24 protein-coding genes are annotated in these 20,014 nt (G+C 69.3%); 4 read left to right on the top strand and 20 right to left on the bottom strand.

Annotation, left to right across the window (positions count from 1 at the left end; all coding sequences use genetic code 11):
* Positions 1 to 262: 262 nt before the first annotated feature.
* On the top strand, positions 263 to 574 hold the full coding sequence (locus AP234_RS35250; RefSeq protein ID WP_083502365.1) for a helix-turn-helix domain-containing protein: 312 nt from the start codon (positions 263 to 265) through the stop codon (positions 572 to 574).
* A 203-nt stretch (positions 575 to 777) separates the two neighbouring features.
* Here AP234_RS35250 and AP234_RS36535 read toward each other — a convergent pair whose 3' ends face one another.
* The 9 genes from AP234_RS36535 to AP234_RS23555 form a co-directional block, all read right to left on the bottom strand.
* The gene (locus AP234_RS36535; protein ID WP_152990577.1) at positions 778 to 1,362 is read right to left on the bottom strand and encodes a hypothetical protein; all 585 of its coding nucleotides are present in this window, start codon (positions 1,360 to 1,362) and stop codon (positions 778 to 780) included.
* Between the two features lie 85 nt (positions 1,363 to 1,447).
* Positions 1,448 to 1,621, bottom strand: coding sequence for an RHS repeat-associated core domain-containing protein (locus AP234_RS35245; protein WP_083502364.1), 174 nt, complete (start codon positions 1,619 to 1,621; stop codon positions 1,448 to 1,450).
* Positions 1,600 to 1,944, bottom strand: a complete 345-nt coding sequence (locus AP234_RS36530; protein ID WP_152990576.1) for a hypothetical protein — start codon at positions 1,942 to 1,944, stop codon at positions 1,600 to 1,602. The genes AP234_RS35245 and AP234_RS36530 overlap by 22 nt, the downstream gene beginning before the upstream one ends.
* 133 nt (positions 1,945 to 2,077) lie before the next feature.
* A complete protein-coding gene (locus AP234_RS36525) occupies positions 2,078 to 2,365 on the bottom strand; it encodes a hypothetical protein (RefSeq protein WP_152990575.1) in 288 nt (95 codons plus the stop codon).
* 147 nt (positions 2,366 to 2,512) lie between these two features.
* Positions 2,513 to 2,974: a hypothetical protein gene (locus AP234_RS23575; protein WP_055481873.1), complete on the bottom strand. Its 462-nt coding sequence runs from the start codon at positions 2,972 to 2,974 to the stop codon at positions 2,513 to 2,515.
* Between the two features lie 120 nt (positions 2,975 to 3,094).
* The gene (locus tag AP234_RS23570) at positions 3,095 to 3,361 is read right to left on the bottom strand and encodes a hypothetical protein (protein ID WP_152990574.1); all 267 of its coding nucleotides are present in this window, start codon (positions 3,359 to 3,361) and stop codon (positions 3,095 to 3,097) included.
* 191 nt (positions 3,362 to 3,552) lie between these two features.
* Complete coding sequence (locus AP234_RS23565; RefSeq protein ID WP_055481871.1) at positions 3,553 to 4,164, bottom strand: AmiS/UreI family transporter; 612 nt, start codon at positions 4,162 to 4,164, stop codon at positions 3,553 to 3,555.
* A 166-nt stretch (positions 4,165 to 4,330) separates the two neighbouring features.
* Positions 4,331 to 5,521: an acetamidase/formamidase family protein gene (locus AP234_RS23560; RefSeq protein ID WP_152990582.1), complete on the bottom strand. Its 1,191-nt coding sequence runs from the start codon at positions 5,519 to 5,521 to the stop codon at positions 4,331 to 4,333.
* Between the two features lie 117 nt (positions 5,522 to 5,638).
* Entirely contained in the window at positions 5,639 to 6,070 is a 432-nt protein-coding gene (locus tag AP234_RS23555; protein ID WP_055481870.1) for a MarR family winged helix-turn-helix transcriptional regulator, read from the bottom strand.
* 92 nt (positions 6,071 to 6,162) lie between these two features.
* Here AP234_RS23555 and AP234_RS23550 point away from each other — a divergent pair, with 92 nt between their 5' ends.
* The gene (locus tag AP234_RS23550; RefSeq protein WP_235558336.1) at positions 6,163 to 7,224 is read left to right on the top strand and encodes a substrate-binding domain-containing protein; all 1,062 of its coding nucleotides are present in this window, start codon (positions 6,163 to 6,165) and stop codon (positions 7,222 to 7,224) included.
* Between the two features lie 334 nt (positions 7,225 to 7,558).
* Here the strand turns inward: AP234_RS23550 and alc are convergent, their stop codons facing one another.
* The 8 genes from alc to AP234_RS23510 form a co-directional block, all read right to left on the bottom strand.
* Entirely contained in the window at positions 7,559 to 8,575 is a 1,017-nt protein-coding gene (gene alc, locus AP234_RS23545; protein ID WP_055481869.1) for an allantoicase, read from the bottom strand.
* Positions 8,572 to 9,927 (bottom strand): allantoinase AllB, encoded by a 1,356-nt coding sequence (gene allB, locus AP234_RS23540; RefSeq protein ID WP_431999029.1) that lies wholly within the window; start codon positions 9,925 to 9,927, stop codon positions 8,572 to 8,574. Before allB ends, alc begins: the two co-directional genes overlap by 4 nt.
* 195 nt (positions 9,928 to 10,122) lie before the next feature.
* Positions 10,123 to 11,484 (bottom strand): 8-oxoguanine deaminase, encoded by a 1,362-nt coding sequence (locus AP234_RS23535; protein WP_235558335.1) that lies wholly within the window; start codon positions 11,482 to 11,484, stop codon positions 10,123 to 10,125.
* 98 nt (positions 11,485 to 11,582) lie between these two features.
* Complete coding sequence (locus AP234_RS23530; protein ID WP_055481867.1) at positions 11,583 to 12,089, bottom strand: (2Fe-2S)-binding protein; 507 nt, start codon at positions 12,087 to 12,089, stop codon at positions 11,583 to 11,585.
* Positions 12,086 to 12,967 carry an FAD binding domain-containing protein gene (locus AP234_RS23525; RefSeq protein WP_055481866.1) on the bottom strand — a complete coding sequence of 294 codons (882 nt, stop codon included), beginning with the start codon at positions 12,965 to 12,967 and terminating at the stop codon, positions 12,086 to 12,088. Before AP234_RS23525 ends, AP234_RS23530 begins: the two co-directional genes overlap by 4 nt.
* 3 nt (positions 12,968 to 12,970) lie before the next feature.
* On the bottom strand, positions 12,971 to 13,846 hold the full coding sequence (gene pucL, locus AP234_RS23520) for a factor-independent urate hydroxylase (protein ID WP_055481865.1): 876 nt from the start codon (positions 13,844 to 13,846) through the stop codon (positions 12,971 to 12,973).
* A gap of 2 nt (positions 13,847 to 13,848) precedes the next feature.
* Complete coding sequence (uraH, locus tag AP234_RS23515; protein ID WP_055481864.1) at positions 13,849 to 14,196, bottom strand: hydroxyisourate hydrolase; 348 nt, start codon at positions 14,194 to 14,196, stop codon at positions 13,849 to 13,851.
* Entirely contained in the window at positions 14,193 to 14,720 is a 528-nt protein-coding gene (locus AP234_RS23510; protein WP_055481905.1) for a 2-oxo-4-hydroxy-4-carboxy-5-ureidoimidazoline decarboxylase, read from the bottom strand. Before AP234_RS23510 ends, uraH begins: the two co-directional genes overlap by 4 nt.
* A 160-nt stretch (positions 14,721 to 14,880) precedes the next feature.
* Here AP234_RS23510 and AP234_RS23505 point away from each other — a divergent pair, with 160 nt between their 5' ends.
* On the top strand, positions 14,881 to 15,714 hold the full coding sequence (locus AP234_RS23505) for a deoxyribonuclease IV (RefSeq protein ID WP_055481863.1): 834 nt from the start codon (positions 14,881 to 14,883) through the stop codon (positions 15,712 to 15,714).
* A gap of 327 nt (positions 15,715 to 16,041) precedes the next feature.
* Here AP234_RS23505 and AP234_RS23500 read toward each other — a convergent pair whose 3' ends face one another.
* From AP234_RS23500 to AP234_RS23490, 3 genes are read right to left on the bottom strand one after another with little or no spacing between them, the layout of a single operon-like run.
* Positions 16,042 to 16,770, bottom strand: a complete 729-nt coding sequence (locus AP234_RS23500; RefSeq protein WP_055481904.1) for a LytR/AlgR family response regulator transcription factor — start codon at positions 16,768 to 16,770, stop codon at positions 16,042 to 16,044.
* 49 nt (positions 16,771 to 16,819) lie between these two features.
* Positions 16,820 to 17,953, bottom strand: coding sequence for a histidine kinase (locus tag AP234_RS23495; protein ID WP_235558334.1), 1,134 nt, complete (start codon positions 17,951 to 17,953; stop codon positions 16,820 to 16,822).
* Positions 17,954 to 17,981: 28 nt separating this feature from the next.
* Positions 17,982 to 18,623: a sulfite oxidase-like oxidoreductase gene (locus AP234_RS23490; RefSeq protein WP_235558333.1), complete on the bottom strand. Its 642-nt coding sequence runs from the start codon at positions 18,621 to 18,623 to the stop codon at positions 17,982 to 17,984.
* Between the two features lie 250 nt (positions 18,624 to 18,873).
* On the opposite strand from AP234_RS23490, the gene aroF reads away from it, so the two are divergent.
* On the top strand, positions 18,874 to 19,926 hold the full coding sequence (gene aroF, locus AP234_RS23485; protein WP_055481862.1) for a 3-deoxy-7-phosphoheptulonate synthase: 1,053 nt from the start codon (positions 18,874 to 18,876) through the stop codon (positions 19,924 to 19,926).
* The last annotated feature ends 88 nt before the right edge of the window (positions 19,927 to 20,014 follow it).

The raw sequence follows: 20,014 nt of genomic DNA, 5'->3' as shown, positions 1-20,014 counted from the left end.
CGGCCCAGCGCACGATCGGCGGGTGCCGGCTCGCGCCGGAGGAACGTGATCGTCCTCCGGCGCGGGCCGGCACCCCGCGGTGAAGCCTGATCGGCCTGGCGCCGGTGATGGTCGCCGGTATCACGTCCAGCGGCCGGTGGTTCTCCCAGAGCCGGATGGTGAAAGCACTTGATCCCAAGCGGCGAAGGCAATCGGACCTTCCGGAAGATCGGCGGGTTAGGGACTTACCTGAAGAAACAACCGTCCCGCCCTCGTTGAGCTTTTGACCTTGGCAATCTCGACGGACCGGCTCAGAGGGAGTGGTCCGTGGAGCAGCGTCGGTCCGCTGACACCGGAAGATCGTGAAGAGACCTCACGATGTCTGGCCGTTGGTTTGTCGAACAAGGAGATCTCGGGGCATATCGACCGGAACGAGTCGGTGATCTGCCGGGAAATCGCCCGTAACGGCGGTCGGGAGCGTTACCGTGCGCATGCGGCCGAGCGGCGCGCCGAGGAGGACGTCGCCGCCCAAAAGCGCGGAAACTGGACAGCAACCCGGCCCTGTATGGGCGAGTTTTGTCCGGATTGCGGGTGAGATGGTCGCCCGATCAGATCGCCGGGAGACCAACGGTCACACACGGTCACCGCAATGTGGACGCGCCGAGTAGCGGTGTGATCACACCTTCTGCTCGGCCGCGCAGAGCCGCCAAACCGCTCAGCCAGCCACAGGATGAACACGAAAGATCGAGGTTAGTCTCACGATGTGAGAACTCCTTCAGCCCGGACAGAGGAAATGAATCACGCATCCTTCTGGCATTCCTTTTCAAATCTGCGTTTCGCCCGATCCACTATACCTGCAGCCCATTTCTCCCAATCCTCTCCTTCGGAGGGCAGAGGATTCTCCAGCCCTCCTAGTGCTCGCGCGAGAGCCTCTACTGCTATTCGGGTTTCAAGCTCGCTAGAATGATCCCTCGAAGAAATCCGCAAGAGAACTGCTAGAAATTTACAGTTAACATTATCCCTTAAATGCTCTCCGGCTGCAGTTATGGCAATTTGCCGAACGCCTCCCATCCAATCCCAATCAACCCCTTCCAAAAACCTCTCAATCTCTGACAGATAGCGATCGCTCAGCCTCCAGAAGACACAGAGGGTTTGAAGTGAAAGGCGAGCAAGGTCCGGGTCGGCACTATAGGATAGGAATTTAGCGATAAGATTTTCGTATGACCGATCTCCCATACGGGAGATGACATAGAGAAGCTTATATGCGTCCGGAGATTGGGGGTTTCGCTCCAGAAAGTCAGCGATTATCCTGATCTCAGACCTAGCAACTCGCCCCTCTTTGGCACGCATTACCAAGTCATTAAGGTTGGAATATTCGGACATTTCTCATCACTTTCGCGGCACGTATTTTTCGGAATAGTCTAGCATCTTGCTGGCACGAGATAGGTTTGCCTCGAGCTGGGCCCGCTCAACCGCCCCAATATCCGATGGGGTTGTTGCCAGCATAGGCATAGGGATTGGCCCATTGGGGTTTACCTAAATCGAGAAGGGGATCGGTGGAGACGAACTTAGCTATAGTTGGGTCGTAGTAGCGGGCGGACAGGTAGTCCAGGCCGGAAATCACCGCAGACAATTCAGCCATCGCCGGGCGAACGCCCCCGATATGGGTTCGAAAAGCTCTGGCGTCGATGCTTCCGTGAAGAATTCCGAAACTCGCTCATCGCACTGGACGTCTTCCCTCATCTCCAGTGCGTCGGCCCACTCGTATATCGTTTCCGCCGAAATCTCATCGGACAGATAGGATTCGAGGACCCTCACCACGTCCGCGGCCGACACGGCCACAAGCGGACGGTCGACATCCCAGGGGTACGCACGCAGCAGAACCACAAGCTCCGAAACCGGCTTTCGCAGCTTGACCATGTCGTTCAGCAGCTGTCGGCGTTCCTCATCCATTTCTTCGGACATCACGTGTTGTCATTGTCGTCCTTCACGAGGGTCCAGGCGAGTCGCGTACGGCGTCGCGGGGTGGGCCTATGCCGCGGCCTCCGAAGGCTTTCGATGCGAGGGCACTGTAAACGATGACCCACTCGATATGGCGTTAACTCAACAAGCCCTCAAGGCCTCTTAGTGCTTCCTCGATATCGCCGACAGCGTCTCTAGGGAGCTGAATAAGCTCTTCGCGGTCAAGCGCCACAGCATAAACCTGTTCGAGCGTCCACCAATGGCCTCGGAACTCGTCACGCCAGCCGGATGCTTCGAGATCACTCCAGATGGTGTCGAGGTCATCGATGAGTCGCTTCAGCGAGATCTTGCTTGTACGGTAGTCTGCGATGACACGTCGCGCAAGATCGTGACGCCGCAGCTCAGGAGTCATTTCATCGCCCACCGGCGAATCCTAGCCCAGCGTTGTGAACGAGAACCGCATGGTTGCCCGCGAGCACATAGTAGAGAGCCCAAGCGGCCGGCAGTCCCCTGCCATCCGACACCGAGCGCCGGACCGCTTCGCGGGGAGAAAGACTCAGTCGTTCTGCCGCTACCTCAGCACTTCGCCGCCTTCGGCCGGCAAGGTGGGGGCTGTGGCGGCGTCCCAGGTGATCTCGCCCTTCAGCACCAGGGTGAAAGCATCGCCGCAAATCGCTATCAGCTCGGTGTCAATCGGATAGACTTCTTCGGTAAAGCCGCAGGCCTCCAACACGTCGCCGGGGATATGTTCACCATATGACAGCGCCTGTGCCTTTGCCCGATCGACCAACCTCAGCAGCTCCGCCATTCGGGCTGGGTCGTCGCCCACATACAGGTCGAGTTCGGGATCGATCCAGGCGCGGTACCAATCCTTGGTCGCCGTCAGGGACCAGTCCTGGCGAGCCTCCGCCAACCACCCCTGCGCATCACGGAGAGCATCGATCTCCGAACACAACAGAAAGAGCCATATTCTGAGATAGGCATCTGTTACCCAAAACCCGCGAGCTTTATACTCGACAAACGATCTCGGCATAAAACAAATATCATCCTCTATCTTTACAGCGCTCCAGCATACTCAGGCTGGATCTCATCCTAAGCATTCCATTGACAGTGGAAAACCAGCCAATGCCAGGGCCGTTACACCCGCACCCGATCAAGTCCACCAGGAGAGTTCGCCTCGATTCGGGCCGGCGCCGATCGATGATGCGGTGTCCGGAACCCAGGCCGGCGTGACGATTCCGTCCGGGAAGCTGACCAACGACTGGAGAGTGCGCCGGCGTTCCCGGCAGGTCAGCACCACCGCACAGGTCGCCTCGCCATGGTCGGCCCGGCAGACGACCACCGTCAACACCGGCACCATCCCCTCCGAATCAGGGGTGACGGCCTTGCAGGTCATCCCCGCCCAGGTCGTGGACGGCATCACGGTCACCGGCTCGCTGACTCAGAATTGCGGCGAAAGCGTCAACGGACATATGTGGCAGCTCAGGCACCGTCTACGCAGATCCCTATACCTGCGCCACATCTGCCGGTTCGGTATGGCGAAAGATCCTGCCAGGAACCTTGTCCTTCACGAGGGTCCAGGCGAGTCGCGTACGGCGTCGCGGGGTGGGCCTATGCCGCGGCCTCCGTACGCGTGCCGGGCGCGCGGGTCGTCCACCACCACAGCACGGCGAGCACGACGACCGCGAACACGGCGGCGGCCAGGGCCGCAGCGGCCGAGTCGTGCCAGAGCCCGGTGAGCGCGAGCCCGGCCGGAACGGCCGCCGTGAGCACGCCCTCGGCGATCGCGACCCATCCGGTGAAGCGGGTGAGCTCCGTACGGCCCAGTGCCAGCACGAGGAAGAAGAGGAACCACAGCAGCGCCCAGACGAGCCAGATGACCACGAAGATCCGGCCGCCGGTCTGCCAGGTGTAGGCGGCGTAGCCCACGGCGGCGAAGGCGACGAAGAGCGAGAACCAGCCGAGGCCCTCCCCCGGCCAGCCGGTCGCGGAGTTGATGCCCACCCACAGATAGGTGAAGCCGAACAGGTAGATCCCGGCGGCTCCGGCGATGATCGCCCGGTCCCCGCCCGCGGTCATGATGAGGAACGTCGGCGTCACCACCTGCAGCGTGCCGACGAAGAAGTTGAGCGGGGCGGCCGCCCGATCCGTGATCTTTCCGAGAAGCATGATGCCGTTGATGATCAGTACCGCGCCGACATAGAACAGTCCCACGTCGCTCATGCCAGGTTCACTCTCTTTCCGTGGGGGCGCCCCGTGAGGGGCCGGAAAAACCGGGAGACGGGCCGGGCCCGGCAGCAGATGCCGGGCCCGGCGTTCGCGGTAGCGGCCAAGCGCTGACCAAAGGGTGCCCGTGCCGTACGGCCATGGGCAACCGCGACGTGACGGCTCAGGTCGGCAGGATGTCCTTGTCGAAGATGTCCAGCGGCACCTTCAGCGTCACCGCCGCGTTCGGGATGTCGACGATGCCGCCGACGTGCATCTCGCACGGCGCCACGGAGATGATCGTGTACGCCTGCTCGGGGGTGTATCCGAACTTGCCGAGGTACTCGATCGCCTGCTCGACGGCGTCCACGGCCGCGGCGGTGGCGTCGAGATACTTCTGCTCCCTGCCCCGGGCGGACAGGCCGGTGAAGCTCAGGTAGCGGGTGCCCAGGTTGGGGTCGACCGGGGAGGGACGGAGCATCGGCGTGCGAATGCCGTACTTGGCCATCCCGTCCTTGAGGACGTTGAACCGGAACCAGCCGATGCCGTCCATCTCGATGGCGTTCCAGGTGATCTCACCGTCGCCTTCGGCGAAGTGATAGTCGCCGACGGAGAACAGCCCGCCCTCGACGAACACCGGGAAGTACACCCGCGACCCGCGCGAGAGGTTCTTGATGTCGAGGTTGCCGCCGTTCTCCCGGGGCGGCACGGTGCGCGCGGCGGTGGCGGCCACGCGCTCCCACTCCGCGCCCTCCAGGGTGCGCAGCACGGAGGTGGGGATCGCCGCCTCACGAGGGCCGGCCTTACCCTCCTCGATCAGCGGGTCCTCGCGCTCGTTCCAGATCCGCAGCAGGTCGTGCGACGGGGCGACGCCGATGACGCCGGGGTGGCTGATCGCCGGGATCTCCACTCCCGGGATCTGCCGGCTGGTGGCGAAGAGCCCGTGCAGGTCCCAGACGGTCTTGAACCCGCGGGGGAACCAGCTGGCCAGCGGCCCGCCCATGCCGGGCAGGATGTTGGAGTAGCCGATGCCGGAGAGCGGCTGGACGTCGAGCACGTCCACGACCAGCAGGTCGCCGGGCTCCGCGCCGTCGACCTTGACCGGACCCGTGATGGGGTGCGTGCGGGTCAGGTCGAAGTCATGGATGTCCTGGTCGTCGTCGACGTCCTTGAGCTGGTAGTCGTCGTAACCGGCGGCCTCGAGGATCACCTCGTCGCCGGGCCCGAGCTCGTGCAGGGGCGGGATGTCCGGGTGCCACCGGTTGTGTCCGAGCCACTTCTGCTCGGCCAGCGGTACGCCGACCTCACAGCGGTAGCGCGGGACACCGAGATCGCGATCGGGGAAACGGGAGACACCCGAACGGGTGAAGTCCACACCAGACAACGTGTCCTCCAGGGGGCGAGGGCGTGTGGTACGGGACACATTAGTTCCACATGAAAATATGTCAAGTGGGTGTATCTGTCCCTCTCCCCCGGCGATTCGCGACCTCCGCTACCCGCCGGCGAGACGGTCGAGCAGCACGCGCAGCCGCGCGGTCTCCTCCGCGTCCAGCCCGTGGAAGGACGCGGCCAGGGCGTCGGCGACGCGCGGGGCGAGCTCCCGGTGCAGTTCCACGCCGCGCTCGCTCAGCCGTACGAGCACCCGGCGCCGGTCGGCGTGATCGAGATTGCGGTAGACCAGCGCCCGGTCGACCAGCCGGTCCACCGCCCGGGTGAGCGTCGGACCCGTGATGACGGCCACCGCGGCGATGTCGCTCATCGCCGCCCCCTCCGTCGCCGCCAGCACGTCCAGCACCCGCCACTGGTCGACCGTGAGCCCGGTCCCGGTGAGCGCCCTCCCGGTTTCGGTGTTGAGCCGCGCGGCGACGCGGTTGAGCGCGAGCGGCAGGACGCGAAGCGTCGCCTCATCGTGTTCGGTCCGCATCCGCGGCCACCTCCCTTGAAGGTTCCTCTGCCAATGGTGATACTTCCAGATGGAGATGTTCATTGTCTCAACAGCCACACGGAGGTGGTGCCGTGGCCAAGCGGTACCAGATCGGCCTGGTCATTCCCCTGCGGGGGCCGGGTGGCATCTTCGGGCCCTCCTGCGAGGCCGTGGCCGATCTCGCCGCGGCCCATCTCAACGACAACGGCGGCATCCTCGGCAGGGAGGTCGCGATCGAGGTCGTCGACGCGAGCGGTCCGCCCGCCGAACTGCGCGGGCGCATAGCCGGACTGCTCGACGCCGGACGGATCGACGCGATCACCGGGTGGCACATCTCCACCGTCCGGGAGCACCTCTCCTCCGTCGTCGCCGACCGGGTGCCCTACGTCTACACGTCCCTCTACGAGGGGGGCGAGTCGCGCCGCGGCATCTTCTGCTCCGGGGAGACCCCGGGGCTGCAGGTGGGCCCGGCGCTGAGCTGGCTGCGGCGGAACATGGGGCTGCGGCGCTGGGCGATCGTCGGCTCCGACTACATCTGGCCGAGACGCACGGCCCGGGTGGTGCGCCAATACTGCCGGGCGTTCGGGCTCGACCTGGTCGAGGAGATCTACGTCCGGTACGGCACCCCGAGCTTCGCGGCCACGCTCCCCCGGCTGGAGGCCAGTGGAGCCGAGGGAGTCCTCATGCTCATGGTCGGCAGCGACGCGGTGAAGTTCAACCGGGCCTTCGCCCGGCGGGGCCTGCACGAGCGCATGGTGCGCTTCACGCCGCTCATGGAGGAGAACATGCTCCTGGCGAGTGGGGCGGACGCCACCGAGAACCTCTTCGTCGCGGCCGGCTACTTCAAGTCCCTCGCCACCGCCGACGCGCTCGACCTCATGTCGGCCTATGTGGAGCGCTTCGGGCCCGGCGCCCCTCCCCTGAACAACGCGGCCGAGTCATGCTACGAGGGCATCATGGCCCTGGCCGCGTTGAGCGATCGGGCCAGGTCTGCCGAGCTGAGCGACATCGTCCGGCACTCCACGGGCGTCGGCTACGAGGGGCCGCGCGGCACGATGACGATCTCCGGCGGCCATACTCACCAGACGGTCTACCTGGCCGCGGCGGGCGGCTACGAGTTCGACGTCATCGGCGCGCTCGAACCGATGACGTGAGCTTCCGCCGCCGATCAGAACGCCCCGTTTCTCCAGGACGGCGAGATCCGCGTTCAGGTCAAGACCCGCCGACGGGTCGGTTCCAAGCCCGTGATCGAGGAGGACCCCCGCGGCGAACAGCCCGGGATCGGGGCGGGTTCGGCTCAGTACGGGTTCATCTGGTCCAGGGCCTTCGCGGCGAAGCAGGGGCAGCAGCATCGGCGAGGGCTCCCTCATAGATGCATAGCACTGCGCATCCATGGCATAGATGTCACTCTAGGTGATCGAAATCGTACTGGTCGCCGCCGTCGGCCTTCGATCGCCTGCGCGAACAAGGCTCTTCCAGCCCAGGTCGTCATAGGCGCGGGGGCGGCGTCAGGGTGCCGAGGAGACGGAGGCGGGCGAGGCCGCCGTCGGGATAGATGTCGAGCCGCACGTGGGTGACCGTACGCTCGTCGTCCAGGCGGAATCGGTGCCGTGTGTCGGGCTGCAGCCGCGTCCTGGGCAGCAGCGGGAACCAGGCGCCGGTCTCGTCGAGCGAGGCGCCGCGCGCGTCGATGCCCCGCAACGAGGCCGCGCCCGGGGCGTTGTAGATCAGGTTCGCGGTGTCCAACTCGGCGACGGCGACCGTACCCGGGCCGGCGAGCGCCACGACGAGCCAGTCGTTGCCGCCGTCCCGCCGCCGGGCGGTCTCCCACCCCTCGGCCTGATGCCTGGACCGGCCCGGGGCGATGACGTTGCCCGGCGGCGAGTAGAACTCGTCCGAGCAGGCGATGACGCGCCCCCCGTTCTCCAGGGCGGCGAGATCGACGGTGAGCCCGTACAGGAACGCCCGGTCGGGCACCACCTCGCCGTGCACCCGCAGCCGGGCGACGCCGCCGTCGGGGAAGACGTTCAGCCGCACGTGCGTGAAACGGCGCGGATCGGCGACCGGGAACTCGTGTACGGCGTCGCCGGTCAGCGGACTCCTCGGCACGATCTCCACCCACCCGGTCAGCTCGTCCACCGCCGGATGTCCCTCGGCTGCACACGCCTCCACCGAGGCGTACGGCGGGTGGTTGCCCTTGAACCAGGCCGTGTCGACGACCACGCCCCGGATGATCCCGGGCAGGCCGAGCCGTACGATCGCCCAGTCGTGGCCGGGATCGCGCCGCCGCCGGGTCTCCCACCCGTCGTAGACCTGCCCCTTCGGGCCGAACGTGTGCGGCCGGAACTCGGGCCGCCCCGGCCTGATCAGGGCCTCCCGCTCGGCGAACGACTCGTCGCTGGCCGCGACGACCGCCCCGCCGTACGTCCGCAGGGCGAGATCGGGCAGCCGGGTGAACGGGCTCACCTCGACTCCGTGCCGCGAACCTCCCAAAACCGTGCTCATGATCCGACCAGGAATCGCCCGCGCGGGGTAAGGAAATCGACGGGCTCGCCGCGCAGCCAGGTGGTGTGGACGACGCCGGAGAGCGTACGGCCGTGATAGGGCGTGACCGGGTTGCGGTGATGGAGGGCCGCCGCGTCGACGGTGAACTCGGCGTCGGGGTCGAAGGCCACGAGATCGGCGTCGGCGCCGACCCTGATCACCCCCTTGTACGGCAGGCCGACCAGCGTGGCGGGTCCCTCGGCCATCCAGCGGGCGATCTCACGCAGGCCGTGCCCACGCGAACGTGCCTCGGTCCACACGGCGGGCAGGCCGAGCTGCAGCGAGGAGATGCCGCCCCACGCGGCGGCGAAGTCCGCCGCCTTCAGCTCGGGCGGCGACGGCGAGTGATCGGAGACGACACCGATGAGGACACCCTCGGCCAGCGCCTCCCACAGGGCGTCGCGGTTGGCGGCCGCCCTGATCGGGGGGCAGCACTTGTACGCGGGACCGGCGACCTCCTCGGCGGTGAGCGTCAGATAGTGGGGACAGGTCTCGGCGGTGATTCGCACCCCCTCGTCCCCGGCCCGGCGCAGCGGCTCCAGGCAGGCGGCGGCCGACACGTGCACGACGTGGGCGCGGGCTCCGGTCGCGGCGGCGAGCTCGATCACCTGCTCGACGGCCCGCCGCTCGGCCTCCTCCGGCCGAGATCGCAAAAAATCCGCATATTTCGGGCCGTCCGGGTCGGCGAGCAGCGCGGGATCCTCGGCGTGGACGATCAGCAGCCCGCCGAAGGAGGCCACCTCGGCCAGCGCGTCCGCCAGCCCGGCCCGGTCGAGCGCGGGAAACTCCGCCACCCCCGACGGGGACAGGAAGCACTTGACCCCGAACGCCCCGGCCTCGTGCAGCGGTCGCAGCTCGGCCAGGTTCCCGGGGATCGCGCCGCCCCAGAAGCCGACGTCGACATGGCACCGTCCCCGCGCCGCCCGCCGCTTGGTCTCCAGGGCGGCGACGCTGACCGTGGGCGGCAGCGAGTTGAGCGGCATGTCGACGATCGTCGTGACCCCGCCGGCCGCCGCCGCCCGGGTGGCCGTGTCGAAGCCCTCCCAGTGGGTCCGGCCGGGCTCGTTGACGTGCACGTGGGTGTCCACCAGGCCGGGCAGGAGCGCCAGGCCGCCGAGGTCCACCAGCCGCCGCGCGGCCGGCACCTCGTCGTGAGCGTACAGCGCGGCGATCCTCCCGTCCCGTACGGCGACCGCCAGCGCGCGCTCCCCCTCCGGCGTCACCACCCGCCGCGATCTCACCACGACGTCGAACTCGTCGGCATCGATCTCAGCCACGTCGACCCCGGCGCTGTCGAACACGCCCCCGCCCACCCTCCCCACCTCCGCGGTGATCTTGCGAATTCTCGCACACATACCCTCCGACCTGCGCTTTTCCCGACCGTGATCTTGCAGAAGCTCGCACCCATGCCTCCCGACCAGCCCCGACGGCTTTCGTGATCTTGCACGGACGCGTACGGAGACCTCCGGAGCATGCGGACGCGCGACGCCGATCGGCCGAGGCGATCTTCACGTCTCCCCCAGGAGGCGGCGGTGTGCCCGGGTCCCCGCCTCGGCGGCCGCCGCGTCGGTCACCGTACGAAGCTCACCGTCCTCCACCACGGTCCGGCCGCCGACCAGGAGCCGGGCCAGCGGCGGCGTCTGGCCGTACGCGAAGGCGACCACGGGATCGTCGACGGCGGCGTGGAAACCGCCGAGCCGCCACAGGGCGATGTCGGCCAGCTTGCCCGCCTCGAGCGAGCCGATCTCGGCGGCGCGGCCGAGGCACCTGGCCCCGCCGATGGTGGCCAGCTCCAGCGCCTGGCGGGCGGTCAGCGCGCCCGGGCCGTACCGTGCGCGCTGCATCAGCATGGCCATCCTGATCTCGCCGGCGAGCGGCGTCATCTCGCTGGAGGCGGCGCCGTCCACGCCGAGGCCGACCGGCGCGCCGGCACGCAGCAGGTCGGCCACGCGGGCGATGCCGGCGCCGAGGCGGCCGTTCGACGAGGGGCAGTGGGCCGCGCCGGTGCCGGTCTCGGCGAAGCGGCGGACGTCCTTGTCGGTGAGGTGGACACAGTGGGCCAGCCAGACGTCGGGGCCGAGCCAGCCGAGCCCGTCGAGGTACTCGACCGGGAGCATCCCGAGCTGCTCCCGGCAGTGCTCGTCCTCGTCGGCGGTCTCGGCGATGTGCGTGTGCAGTCGTACGCCGTGGGAGCGCGCGAGCTCGGCCGAGCGGATCATGAGATCGCCGCTCACGGAGAACGGCGAACACGGGGCGACCGCGATCCGCAGCATCGACCCGAAGGACGGATCGTGAAATTTCTGGATCGCTTCCTCGGTGGCCCGCAGGATCTCGTCGGCCTCCTCCACCACATCGTCGGGGGGCAGGCCGCCCTGCGATCTCCCCCGGTCCATCGAGCCCCGGCACGGGTGGAACCGCAGTCCGACCCGTCGCGCGGCGTCGATCTCGGCCTCGAACAGGTCACCGCGGCCCCTGGGGAAGACGTAGTGGTGGTCGGTCGAGGTGGTGCAGCCCGACTTGGCCAGCCAGGCCAGTCCCGCCGTCGCCGCGCCCGACACCACCTCGGCGTCCAGCCTCGCCCACAGCCGGTAGCTCGCCACCAGCCACTCGAACAGCGTCCCGTCGGGCGTCACCCCCTGGGCGGCCCATTGGTAGAGGTGGTGATGGGTGTTGACGAGCCCGGGAGTCGCCAGGCAGCCGGAGCCGTCGACGCGTTCGGCCCCCTCGTGTACGGCCCCGGCGGGGCCGGGGCCGACGGCGGTGATCCGGTCGCCTTCGACGACGATGTGGCCGCAGGGAATCTCCTCGCCCACCACGGGCGTGATGTAGGCGTTCTCGATCACGACGCGACGGACTGCAAGATCACGCAAGGAGAACTCCCAGGTAGGGCGGTGCCGGTGCGAGTTTCTGCAAGATCACGGATGGTGGACGGCCAGGTCGGAGGGCATGCCTGCGAGAATTCGCAAGATCACGGGGAGGGGGTGGCGGTGGTGCGTTGGGCCGCGGCGAGGCGGACGGCTTCGATGATCTTCTCGTACCCGGTGCATCGGCACAGATTGCCGGCCAGGGCCTCCCTGATCTCGGCGTCCTCCGGCACCCGCCCCGCCGTCCGCTCGACCAGCGCGTGCGCCTGCACGACGAGCCCGGGCGTGCAGAAGCCGCACTGTACGGCTCCCGCCGCGACGAAGGCGCGCTGCACCTCGTGCAGTCCGCCTTCCCCGGCCGGGTCGTCCCCGCAGACGAGGCCCTCGACCGTGACCACCTCGCGGCCCTCGGCCTGACCCGCTGCGACCAGGCAGGCGCAGACCGGCGTGCCGTCCAGATAGACCGTGCAGGACCCGCACTCGCCCTGTTCGCACGCGTTCTTGGCGCCCGGCAGGCCGAGCCGTTCCCGCAGCACGTAGAGCAGGCTCTCGCCCTCCCACACGTCGTCGGCGGCCATCCGCCGGCCGTTGACGGTGACGTTGACCCTCATCTGGCGCCCCTCCCCGCCCGCAGGTAGTCGTGCCAGGCCCAGCCGAGCGTGCGGCGGGCCATGACGGCCAGGGCGTGCGACCGATAGGCCGCCCGTCCTCGCACGTCGTCGATCGGCGCGGCCGCCGCCGCCACCAGCTCCCCGAAGCGCCGGGCGACCTCCTCGTCCAGCGCCGAGCCGCCCGCCCAGTCGAGCTCGCCCGCCAGGAACGCCTCGGCGGCGACCGCCCGCAGCGGCGTCGGCGCCGCCGACCCGATCCCGGTCCCCACCCGCCGGGCTTCCGGCCGATCGGAGCCGTCGAGCGCGATCGCGAACGAGCACACCGCGATCACCATGGCGTTCCTCGTGCCGATCTTGGAGAAGTACTGCGGTCCCGCGGCGGCCGGTACGCGCACCGCGCGGATCAGCTCGTCGGGGGCGAGCGCGTTGCGCTTCACCCCGGTGTAGAACTCCGCGACCGGGATCAGCCGCGTCCCGCGCACCGACTCGGCCTCGACGATCCCGCCCGAGGCCAGCAGCGGGGGGTGGCCGTCGCCTGCCGGGGAGGCGGCGCCGAGGTTGCCGGCGAGCGTGCCGCGGTTCCGGATCTGCGGCGAGCCGACGGTGCGGGACGCCTGGGCCAGGCCCGGCAGCACCTCGCCCAGCTCGTCGATCAGCCGGGCGTAGGTCACCCCGGCGCCCACGCGGATCCACTCCCCCTCCCGCGACCAGCCGGTCAGCTCGCCGACCGGGTTGAGGTCGAGCAGCGCGGCCGGGCGGCCCTTGTCGAGGTTGATCTCCACCATCACGTCGGTGCCGCCCTGGATCGGCGTCGCCTCCGGCCGCTCCGCCTTCAGCTCCAGCGCCTCTGCCCAGGTGCGGGCGCGCAGAAAGTCCATGGGCTACTCCCAGGCCGGTCCGGGGTCGGGGGCGTCCTCGCGCAGCACCGTGCCCTCGATCAGTCCGTACGGCCGGTCGGCCGCGAAGAAGACATCCCCGTCGTTGTCCAGCCCGAACGGCGACAGGTCCACGGCGAAGTGGTGCTTGTTCGGCAGCGAGAGCCGCACCTCGCAGATCTCGGGGCAGTCCGCGAGCACCCGCGTGCCCATGGCGTAGAGGGTCTGCTGCAGCGACCGGCTGTAGGTGTCGGCGAACGCGGCGAGCAGGGCCTGACAGGCTGTTTCATGCGATTTGTCCCAGTCGGCGGGCGGTTCGGCATGCCGCCACGACGCCGCCACCTCGGTGGCGAGGACGCGGTCGCCGGTCTCGGCCAGCGTCGTGTACTCGTCCTTGGCGAACCCCCTGAACTCCGAGTCGGTCGTGTTAATGACGACGAGGTTCCGCAGCCCGGAGACGACCCGCTCCCCCGACTCGTCCACGTGCACCACACAGGTGCGGGTCGCCCGCCCGGACCTGACGAACGAGTGCCCGCCGGAGCCGATGCGCTCCCAGTCGTACTCCTCGATCGCGACCCGGGCGTGCCGTACCGCCCGATGGGCGCCCGCGAAGTGCCGGGCCAGCAGCAGCGCGAAGTCCTCGATCGCCTCGATGCCGTGCTTCTTGGCGAACGCGTAGACCGTGTTCTTCTGCGTGTCCGTGGGCAGCACGGCCGAGTTGTCCCCACTCAGGTGGACCTCGGTCATGTCTCCCGACAGGGATGTGCTGACGTTGAGGTCCTTCACCCGGTGGGCGTCCCCGCGCCGGGTGATCCGCACCACCCTCGTCTCGGCCTTGCCGTATCTGTTGGCTCCCAGGACGACCGATAAGCTACTGGACACGGTTAGCTCCCACGGTAGGTCGAGTAGGCGAAGGGGCTCAGCAGCAGCGGCACGTGACAGTGCTCGCCCGCCTCCCTGATCGTGAACACGACGCTCACCTCCGGGAAGAACGCGTCCTCCCCCAGATAGGCGCCGGTGTCGAAGACGAGGCGGTAGGTCCCCGGGCGCGGACCGGCGTCGGCCAGCCATTCGGGGCCGAGCGGCGACCAGGTGCCGATCCGGCCGTCGCCGTCGGTACGGCCCTCGGCCACCGGGACGAAACCGTGCGGAGTGCGGCGCGACAGCCGTACGACCACGTCCTTGGCCGGCCGCCCGGCGGCGGTGTCCAGCACGTGGGTGGACAGGCTCATCGCGCCTCCTGCCACAGCTTGGCCAGCCTGAGATCGACGATCTTGCCCAGCTCCGCGCGGACCACCGCGCGTTCGGTCTCGGCGTCGTTGCCGAGCCGCGCCCGTAGCAGATCGAGCAGCTCCCGCGCACCGCGCCCGGTCGCGCAGACCAGGTAGACGTGGCCGAACCGGCTCTCGTAGGCGGCGTTGCCCGCGCGCAGCGCGTCGAGCACCTCCCGATCGGCGCCCTCCCGACCGGCACCCGCCTGATCGGCGCCCGACCGATCGGCGCCCGTCTGATTCACGCCCGCCTGTTCCGCGCGCGACCAGGCGGCCTCCCTGCCGTCGCCGACGGGCCGCTCGCCGATGCGGGGATGCGCGGCCAGCGCCTCCAGCACGTCGGGCCAGCTCAGCGCGGCCAGCGCCGCCGCGCCCGCCCGGCGCAGCCCGTCGAGGTCCCGGTACGGCTGCCGTGCGGCGACCGCCGACACCCAGCCGGCGGAGGCACAGCAGGAGCGGAGGTCCGCCCGGCCGAGTTCTCGCATGCCGAAAGTACACAGCGGGCCGGCCGCCCGATCCAGCGGCGTGGACTCCAACCCTCCGCCCCCGTGGCCCCACCCGTTTGTAGGTTGTGCCAAAGGACCGGCCGCGAGCAGGCAGAGTTGTCTGGAAACCAATCGGGGTGTGATTAGCGCGGAGGTCGCGATGTCTCCTTCCACTCTCATCGGCGGGCACGTCTTCGTCGCCGGCGGCCTGGCCACCGGCGGGCTGCGCTACGCCGCCGACATCGGCGCCGAGATGGTCCAGGTGTTCGTCACCAACCCGCGCGGCTGGGCGCTCAGCGCGGGCGACCCCGCGGAGGACGCCAGGCTGCGCGAGTCCGGGATGCCGGTGTTCGTGCACGCCAACTACCTCGTCAACTTCGGATCGCCGACCGGGGCCACGCTGGAGAACTCGGTGGCGGTCGTCCGCCACACCCTCCGCCGGGCCGCGGCGATCGGCGCGCTCGGCGTGGTCGTGCACACCGGCTCGGCCGTCAGCCAGTCGTACGAGGACGCGATGCGCCAGGTGCGTGAGCACCTGCTGCCGCTGCTGGACGAGATTCCCGACGACGGCCCCGACCTGCTGCTGGAGCCGATGGCCGGGCAGGGCCGGATGCTGTGCGCGACCGTACAGGATCTGGGGCCCTACCTGGAGGCGCTGGACCTCCACCCCAGGGTGGGGGTGTGCCTGGACACCTGTCACGTGTTCGCCGCCGGACACGACCTGGCCGCTCCCGGCGGCGTACGGCTCACGCTGGACGCGCTGCACGAGGTCGCCCCCGGCCGGCTCAAGCTGATCCACGCCAACGATTCCAAGGACCCCTGCGGATCGAAGCGTGACCGGCACGAGAACATCGGTGCCGGCCACATCGGCGCCCAGGCGTTCGCCGACCTGATGCGTCATCCGGTGGCCGCCGGTGTGCCGGTCTGTATCGAGACGCCGGGCAAGGCGGACAAGCACCGGGAGGACATCGAGCTGCTCAAGAAACTCCGCTGAGCGGGGCCTGAGCGGACGGGGTCGCGGCGCGATCCGGCGCCCCCGTGTGGCCGGATCGCGTCCGCGTACTCTCCGCCACGCCGGGGCCGGGCCCTTCCCCCCCGAGTAGAGCCCGGCCCCTGTGGCCTTGAGGTCAGATCTCGCTCACCTTGTCGGCCACCCGGCGTGTCTTGCAATGCTCGAAAGACTACGAGGAGTAATGAGGCCGCGGGGAGTCCCTTCGGACGAGCGGTCTCCAGTTCGCGCCATGCGGCCCCGCCGATCGCGACGAGCGGAGCATCCGGAGCGACGAACGGTCGCCTGGGGCCCCTCCGCCCGCCCCTGTGGTCAGCGGAACTGGCCGACGAGCAGTTCCCGGACCTGCCGGGTGTGCCGCCTGCTCACCGGTAGCACCTGCTCCCCCACCTGGAGCACCATCCGTCCCGCGTCGAATCGCATCTCGATCACGTGCCTGGCGTTCACCAGCGTGCTGCGGTGCGCCCGGATGAAGCCGGCGCCGCCCCACCGCCGCTCCAGCGCCGCCAGGGACATCCGCACCAGATAGTTGGCGTCGGCGGTGTGCAGGCGCACGTAGTCGCCCTGCGCCTCGGCGTAGCACACGTCCTGCTGGGCCACGAACTTCGTGCGCCCGCCCAGCTCCACCGGGATGACGTCGTCCGGCGCCGCCTCCCCGTCACCGGCCGCGACCGCGGCCGCGAGCCGGCGTACGGCCTCGGCCAGCCGCTCGGGACGCACCGGCTTGAGCAGGTAGTCGACGGCCTCCAGCTCGAACGCCTGGACCGCGCAGTCGTGCGCGCTCACGAAGACCAGCCGCGGCGGGGTGGGGAAGCCGCCGATGAGCCTGGCCAGGTCGAGACCGTCGAGACCGGGCATCCGGATGTCCAGGAAGACCCCGTCGAGCCGCTCCCCCGCGGCGATCATCTGCACCATGTCCTGAAGCGCCGCCGCGCTGTCCGACGCCGTCTTGACCTGCTCCACACGGGCGTCCCGCCGGAGGAGATAGGCGAGCTCGGACAGTGCGGGAACCTCGTCGTCTACCGCAAGGACGCGTAACATGTCCACCACCGTGCCTGTAACCGAGTGGTTACGCAAGTGATACCTGCGGCTAGATGAGGCTCGGCTGCGGACGGGTCTTCGGGATGCGGAGCTGGATCTTCGTCCCCGCGCCGGGGGCGGTGTCGACGACGAGGCCGTAATCGTGCCCGTAGATGCGGCGCATCCGCAGGTCGACGTTGCTCAGCCCGATCCCCTTGGGCTCCTCGCCGAGGATGGCCCGCACGTGCTCGGGGTCCATGCCGACCCCGTCGTCCTCGATGGAGATGTGCGCCTCGGGCCCGGCGTCCTTGATGACCACCCGGACCTCGCCGGGCATGCCGTGTTTGATCGCGTTCTCGACCAGCGGCTGCAGGCACAGGAACGGCACCGGCACCCGCAGCACCTCGGGGGCCACCTGCACGGTGAAACGCAGGCGGTCGCCGAACCTCGCCCGTTCCAGCACCAGATAGCGGTCCATGCAGCTCAGCTCGTCGGCGAGCGTGGTGAAGTCCCTGGTCCTGCGCAGCGCGTAGCGGGTGAAGTCGGCGAAGTCCAGCAGCAGCTCACGGGCCCGCTCCGGTTCCGTACGGACGAACGAGGCGATCGTGGTCAGCGAGTTGTAGACGAAGTGCGGCGAGATCTGCGCGCTCAGCGCCCGCGTCTCGGCCTCCAGCGTCCGCCGCCGGGACGAGTCGAGCTCGGCCAGCTCGAGCTGCCCGGAGACCCAGCGGCCCACCTCCGTCGCGATGCGCGCCAGCGCGTGACCGGCATCTGCGTCATAGGCGGCGAGCGCGCCGACCACCCGGCCCTCCACGGTCAGCGGCACCAGCACCCCCTCGCCCACGACCACGTGGGGCCACCCCGCCCGCAGCGCGGCCCGCGCCTCGGCGAGGATCGCCTCGTCCCCCGGCACGCCCTCGCCGTCGCGGGCGAGGACCCGGTCGAGGGACGTGATCGCCAGGGCCGGCGTGCCGAGCAGGGCACGCAGGTGCCGTACGGCTCGGCGCGCGGAGTCGCGGTTCAGGCCCGTCCGCAGCGAGGGCGCGGCCAGCCCGGCGATGTGCAGGGCGAGATGGGCGGCCTCACCCGCCTCGCCCGCCAGACCGTCGCGGCACGACCGCCGCCGGCCGAGGCCGTACCCGGCGAGGGCGGACATCCCGCAGAGCGGCAGCCACAGGGCCGCCAGACACAGGGCTATCGACACGCGGGCAAAGGTAGCGGCTGGAGGGGGCTCAGGGCGGGCCGTCGCCCGGGTCCTCCTGATATGAGTAGCGCTGTTCCTGCCATGGATCGCCGATGTTGTGGTAGCCGCGCTCCTCCCAGAAGCCCCGCCGGTCCTCCAGCAGGTACTCCACCGCGCGGACCCACTTCACACTCTTCCAGGCGTACAGGTGGGGGACGACGAGACGGACGGGAAAGCCGCGCTCGGGCGCGAGCGGCTTCTCGTCGAGCTCGGTGGCGAACAGCGTGGTCGGCCGGTCGAAGTCGCCGAACCTCATGTTGGCGCTGTAGCCGTACTCCGCCCAGATCATGACGTGGCGCACGCCGGGGTCGGGCGGGACCCGCTCGAGCAGCGCCGCCGCCGGGATGCCGCCCCACTCGTTCCCCATGATCGAGAACTTGGTGACGCAGTGGAAGTCGGCGAGCACGGTCATGCGGGGCAGCCTGGAGAACTCCTCCCAGGTGAAGCGGTGCTCCTCGCCCGAGGCCGTGGCGCCGAATACCTGGAAGCGCCAGCTCTGCGGACGGAACGCCGGCACCCTGCCGTAGTGGAGGATCGGCCGCCCCCGCGGGATGTACTGGCCCGGGGGCAGGCGGGTCTCCACTTCGGGGATCTCCGGTTCACGTATCTCCGGGTCGGGAATCTCCGGCACGCAGCCATCCTGCCACCAGGCGCGAAACCGGCTCCCACCGGTCCCCTCCCCCGGGCGCGAGGGGCATGCGCTATATTTCGACCATGCGCACCGCTTCTGCGTTTTTCGTGTTTTGGTATGGCGACGGACCCGTGAGGACCGCTCGCCCGCAAGCGCTGCGCTGACAGCCAGGCGAACGAAGGCCCCGGGTCCGGTCGGACCCGGGGCCTTCTGTTTGTCACAGCGATGTTCGTCAGAAGAAGGAGTGATCATGGTCATCGTCATGGCCCCCGAGGCCACGCAGGACGACGTCGACGCGATCGTCGAGCTCGTCGCCACGGCCGGGGGCGAGGCCTTCGCCAGCCGGGGCGTGAGCCGTACGATCATCGGGCTGATCGGCGACGTCGAGCAGTTCACGACGCTGAACCTGCGCGGCATGAGCGGTGTGGCCGACGTGGTGCGCGTGTCCGCCCCGTACAAGCTGGTGAGCCGGGACAACCATGCCCAGCGGACGACGGTGCGGGTCGGCGGCGTGCCCATCGGGCCGGACACGGTGACGCTGATCGCGGGGCCGTGCGCGGTGGAGACCCCGCAGCAGACGCTGGAGGCGGCCAGGATGGCCCAGGCCGCCGGTGCGACGCTGCTGCGCGGGGGCGCCTACAAGCCGCGCACCTCGCCGTACGCCTTCCAGGGGCTGGGCGAGGCGGGCCTGCGCATTCTTGCCGACGTGCGCGAGGAGACCGGCCTGCCGATCGTCACCGAGGTCGTGGACGCCCATGACGTGGAGCTGGTGGCGTCGTACGCCGACATGCTGCAGGTCGGCACCCGCAACGCGCAGAACTTCGCGCTGCTGCAGGCCGTGGGCGCGGCCGGCAAGCCGGTGATGCTCAAGCGGGGCATGACGGCGACCATCGAGGAGTGGCTGATGGCGGCCGAGTACATCGCCCAGCGCGGCAACCTCGACATCGTCCTGTGCGAGCGCGGCATCCGGACCTACGAGACCGCGACCCGCAACACCCTGGACATCTCGGCCGTGCCCGTGGTGCAGCGGCTGTCGCACCTGCCGGTGATCGTGGACCCGTCGCACTCGGGCGGCCGGCGCGACCTCGTGCTGCCGCTGACCCGGGCCGCGATCGCGATCGGCGCCGACGGCCTGATCATCGACGTGCACCCCAACCCCGAGCAGGCGCTGTGCGACGGCCCGCAGGCCCTGGTCGACGCCGACCTGGCCGAGCTCGCCACCGTCGTGCGCGACTTCCCGCCACTGGTGAACCGCACCCTCACGGTCTCCCCCGAGTTGTCCACCGCCGCGACGCCCGTCTAGAGCACCCCGCCCGGCGTGGCGAGATCACACCCTGGTCAAGCCCCGCCGCCAGGCCGGGAGGAGGCTCCGATCCGCCGCGAAGCCCGCT

The organism is Sphaerimonospora mesophila (assembly GCF_001417795.1).
GTDB classification, from domain to species: Bacteria; Actinomycetota; Actinomycetes; order Streptosporangiales; family Streptosporangiaceae; genus Sphaerimonospora; species Sphaerimonospora mesophila.
Note: the sequence above shows the minus strand (reverse complement) of the source record. Positions and strands in the feature narration are given on the sequence as shown.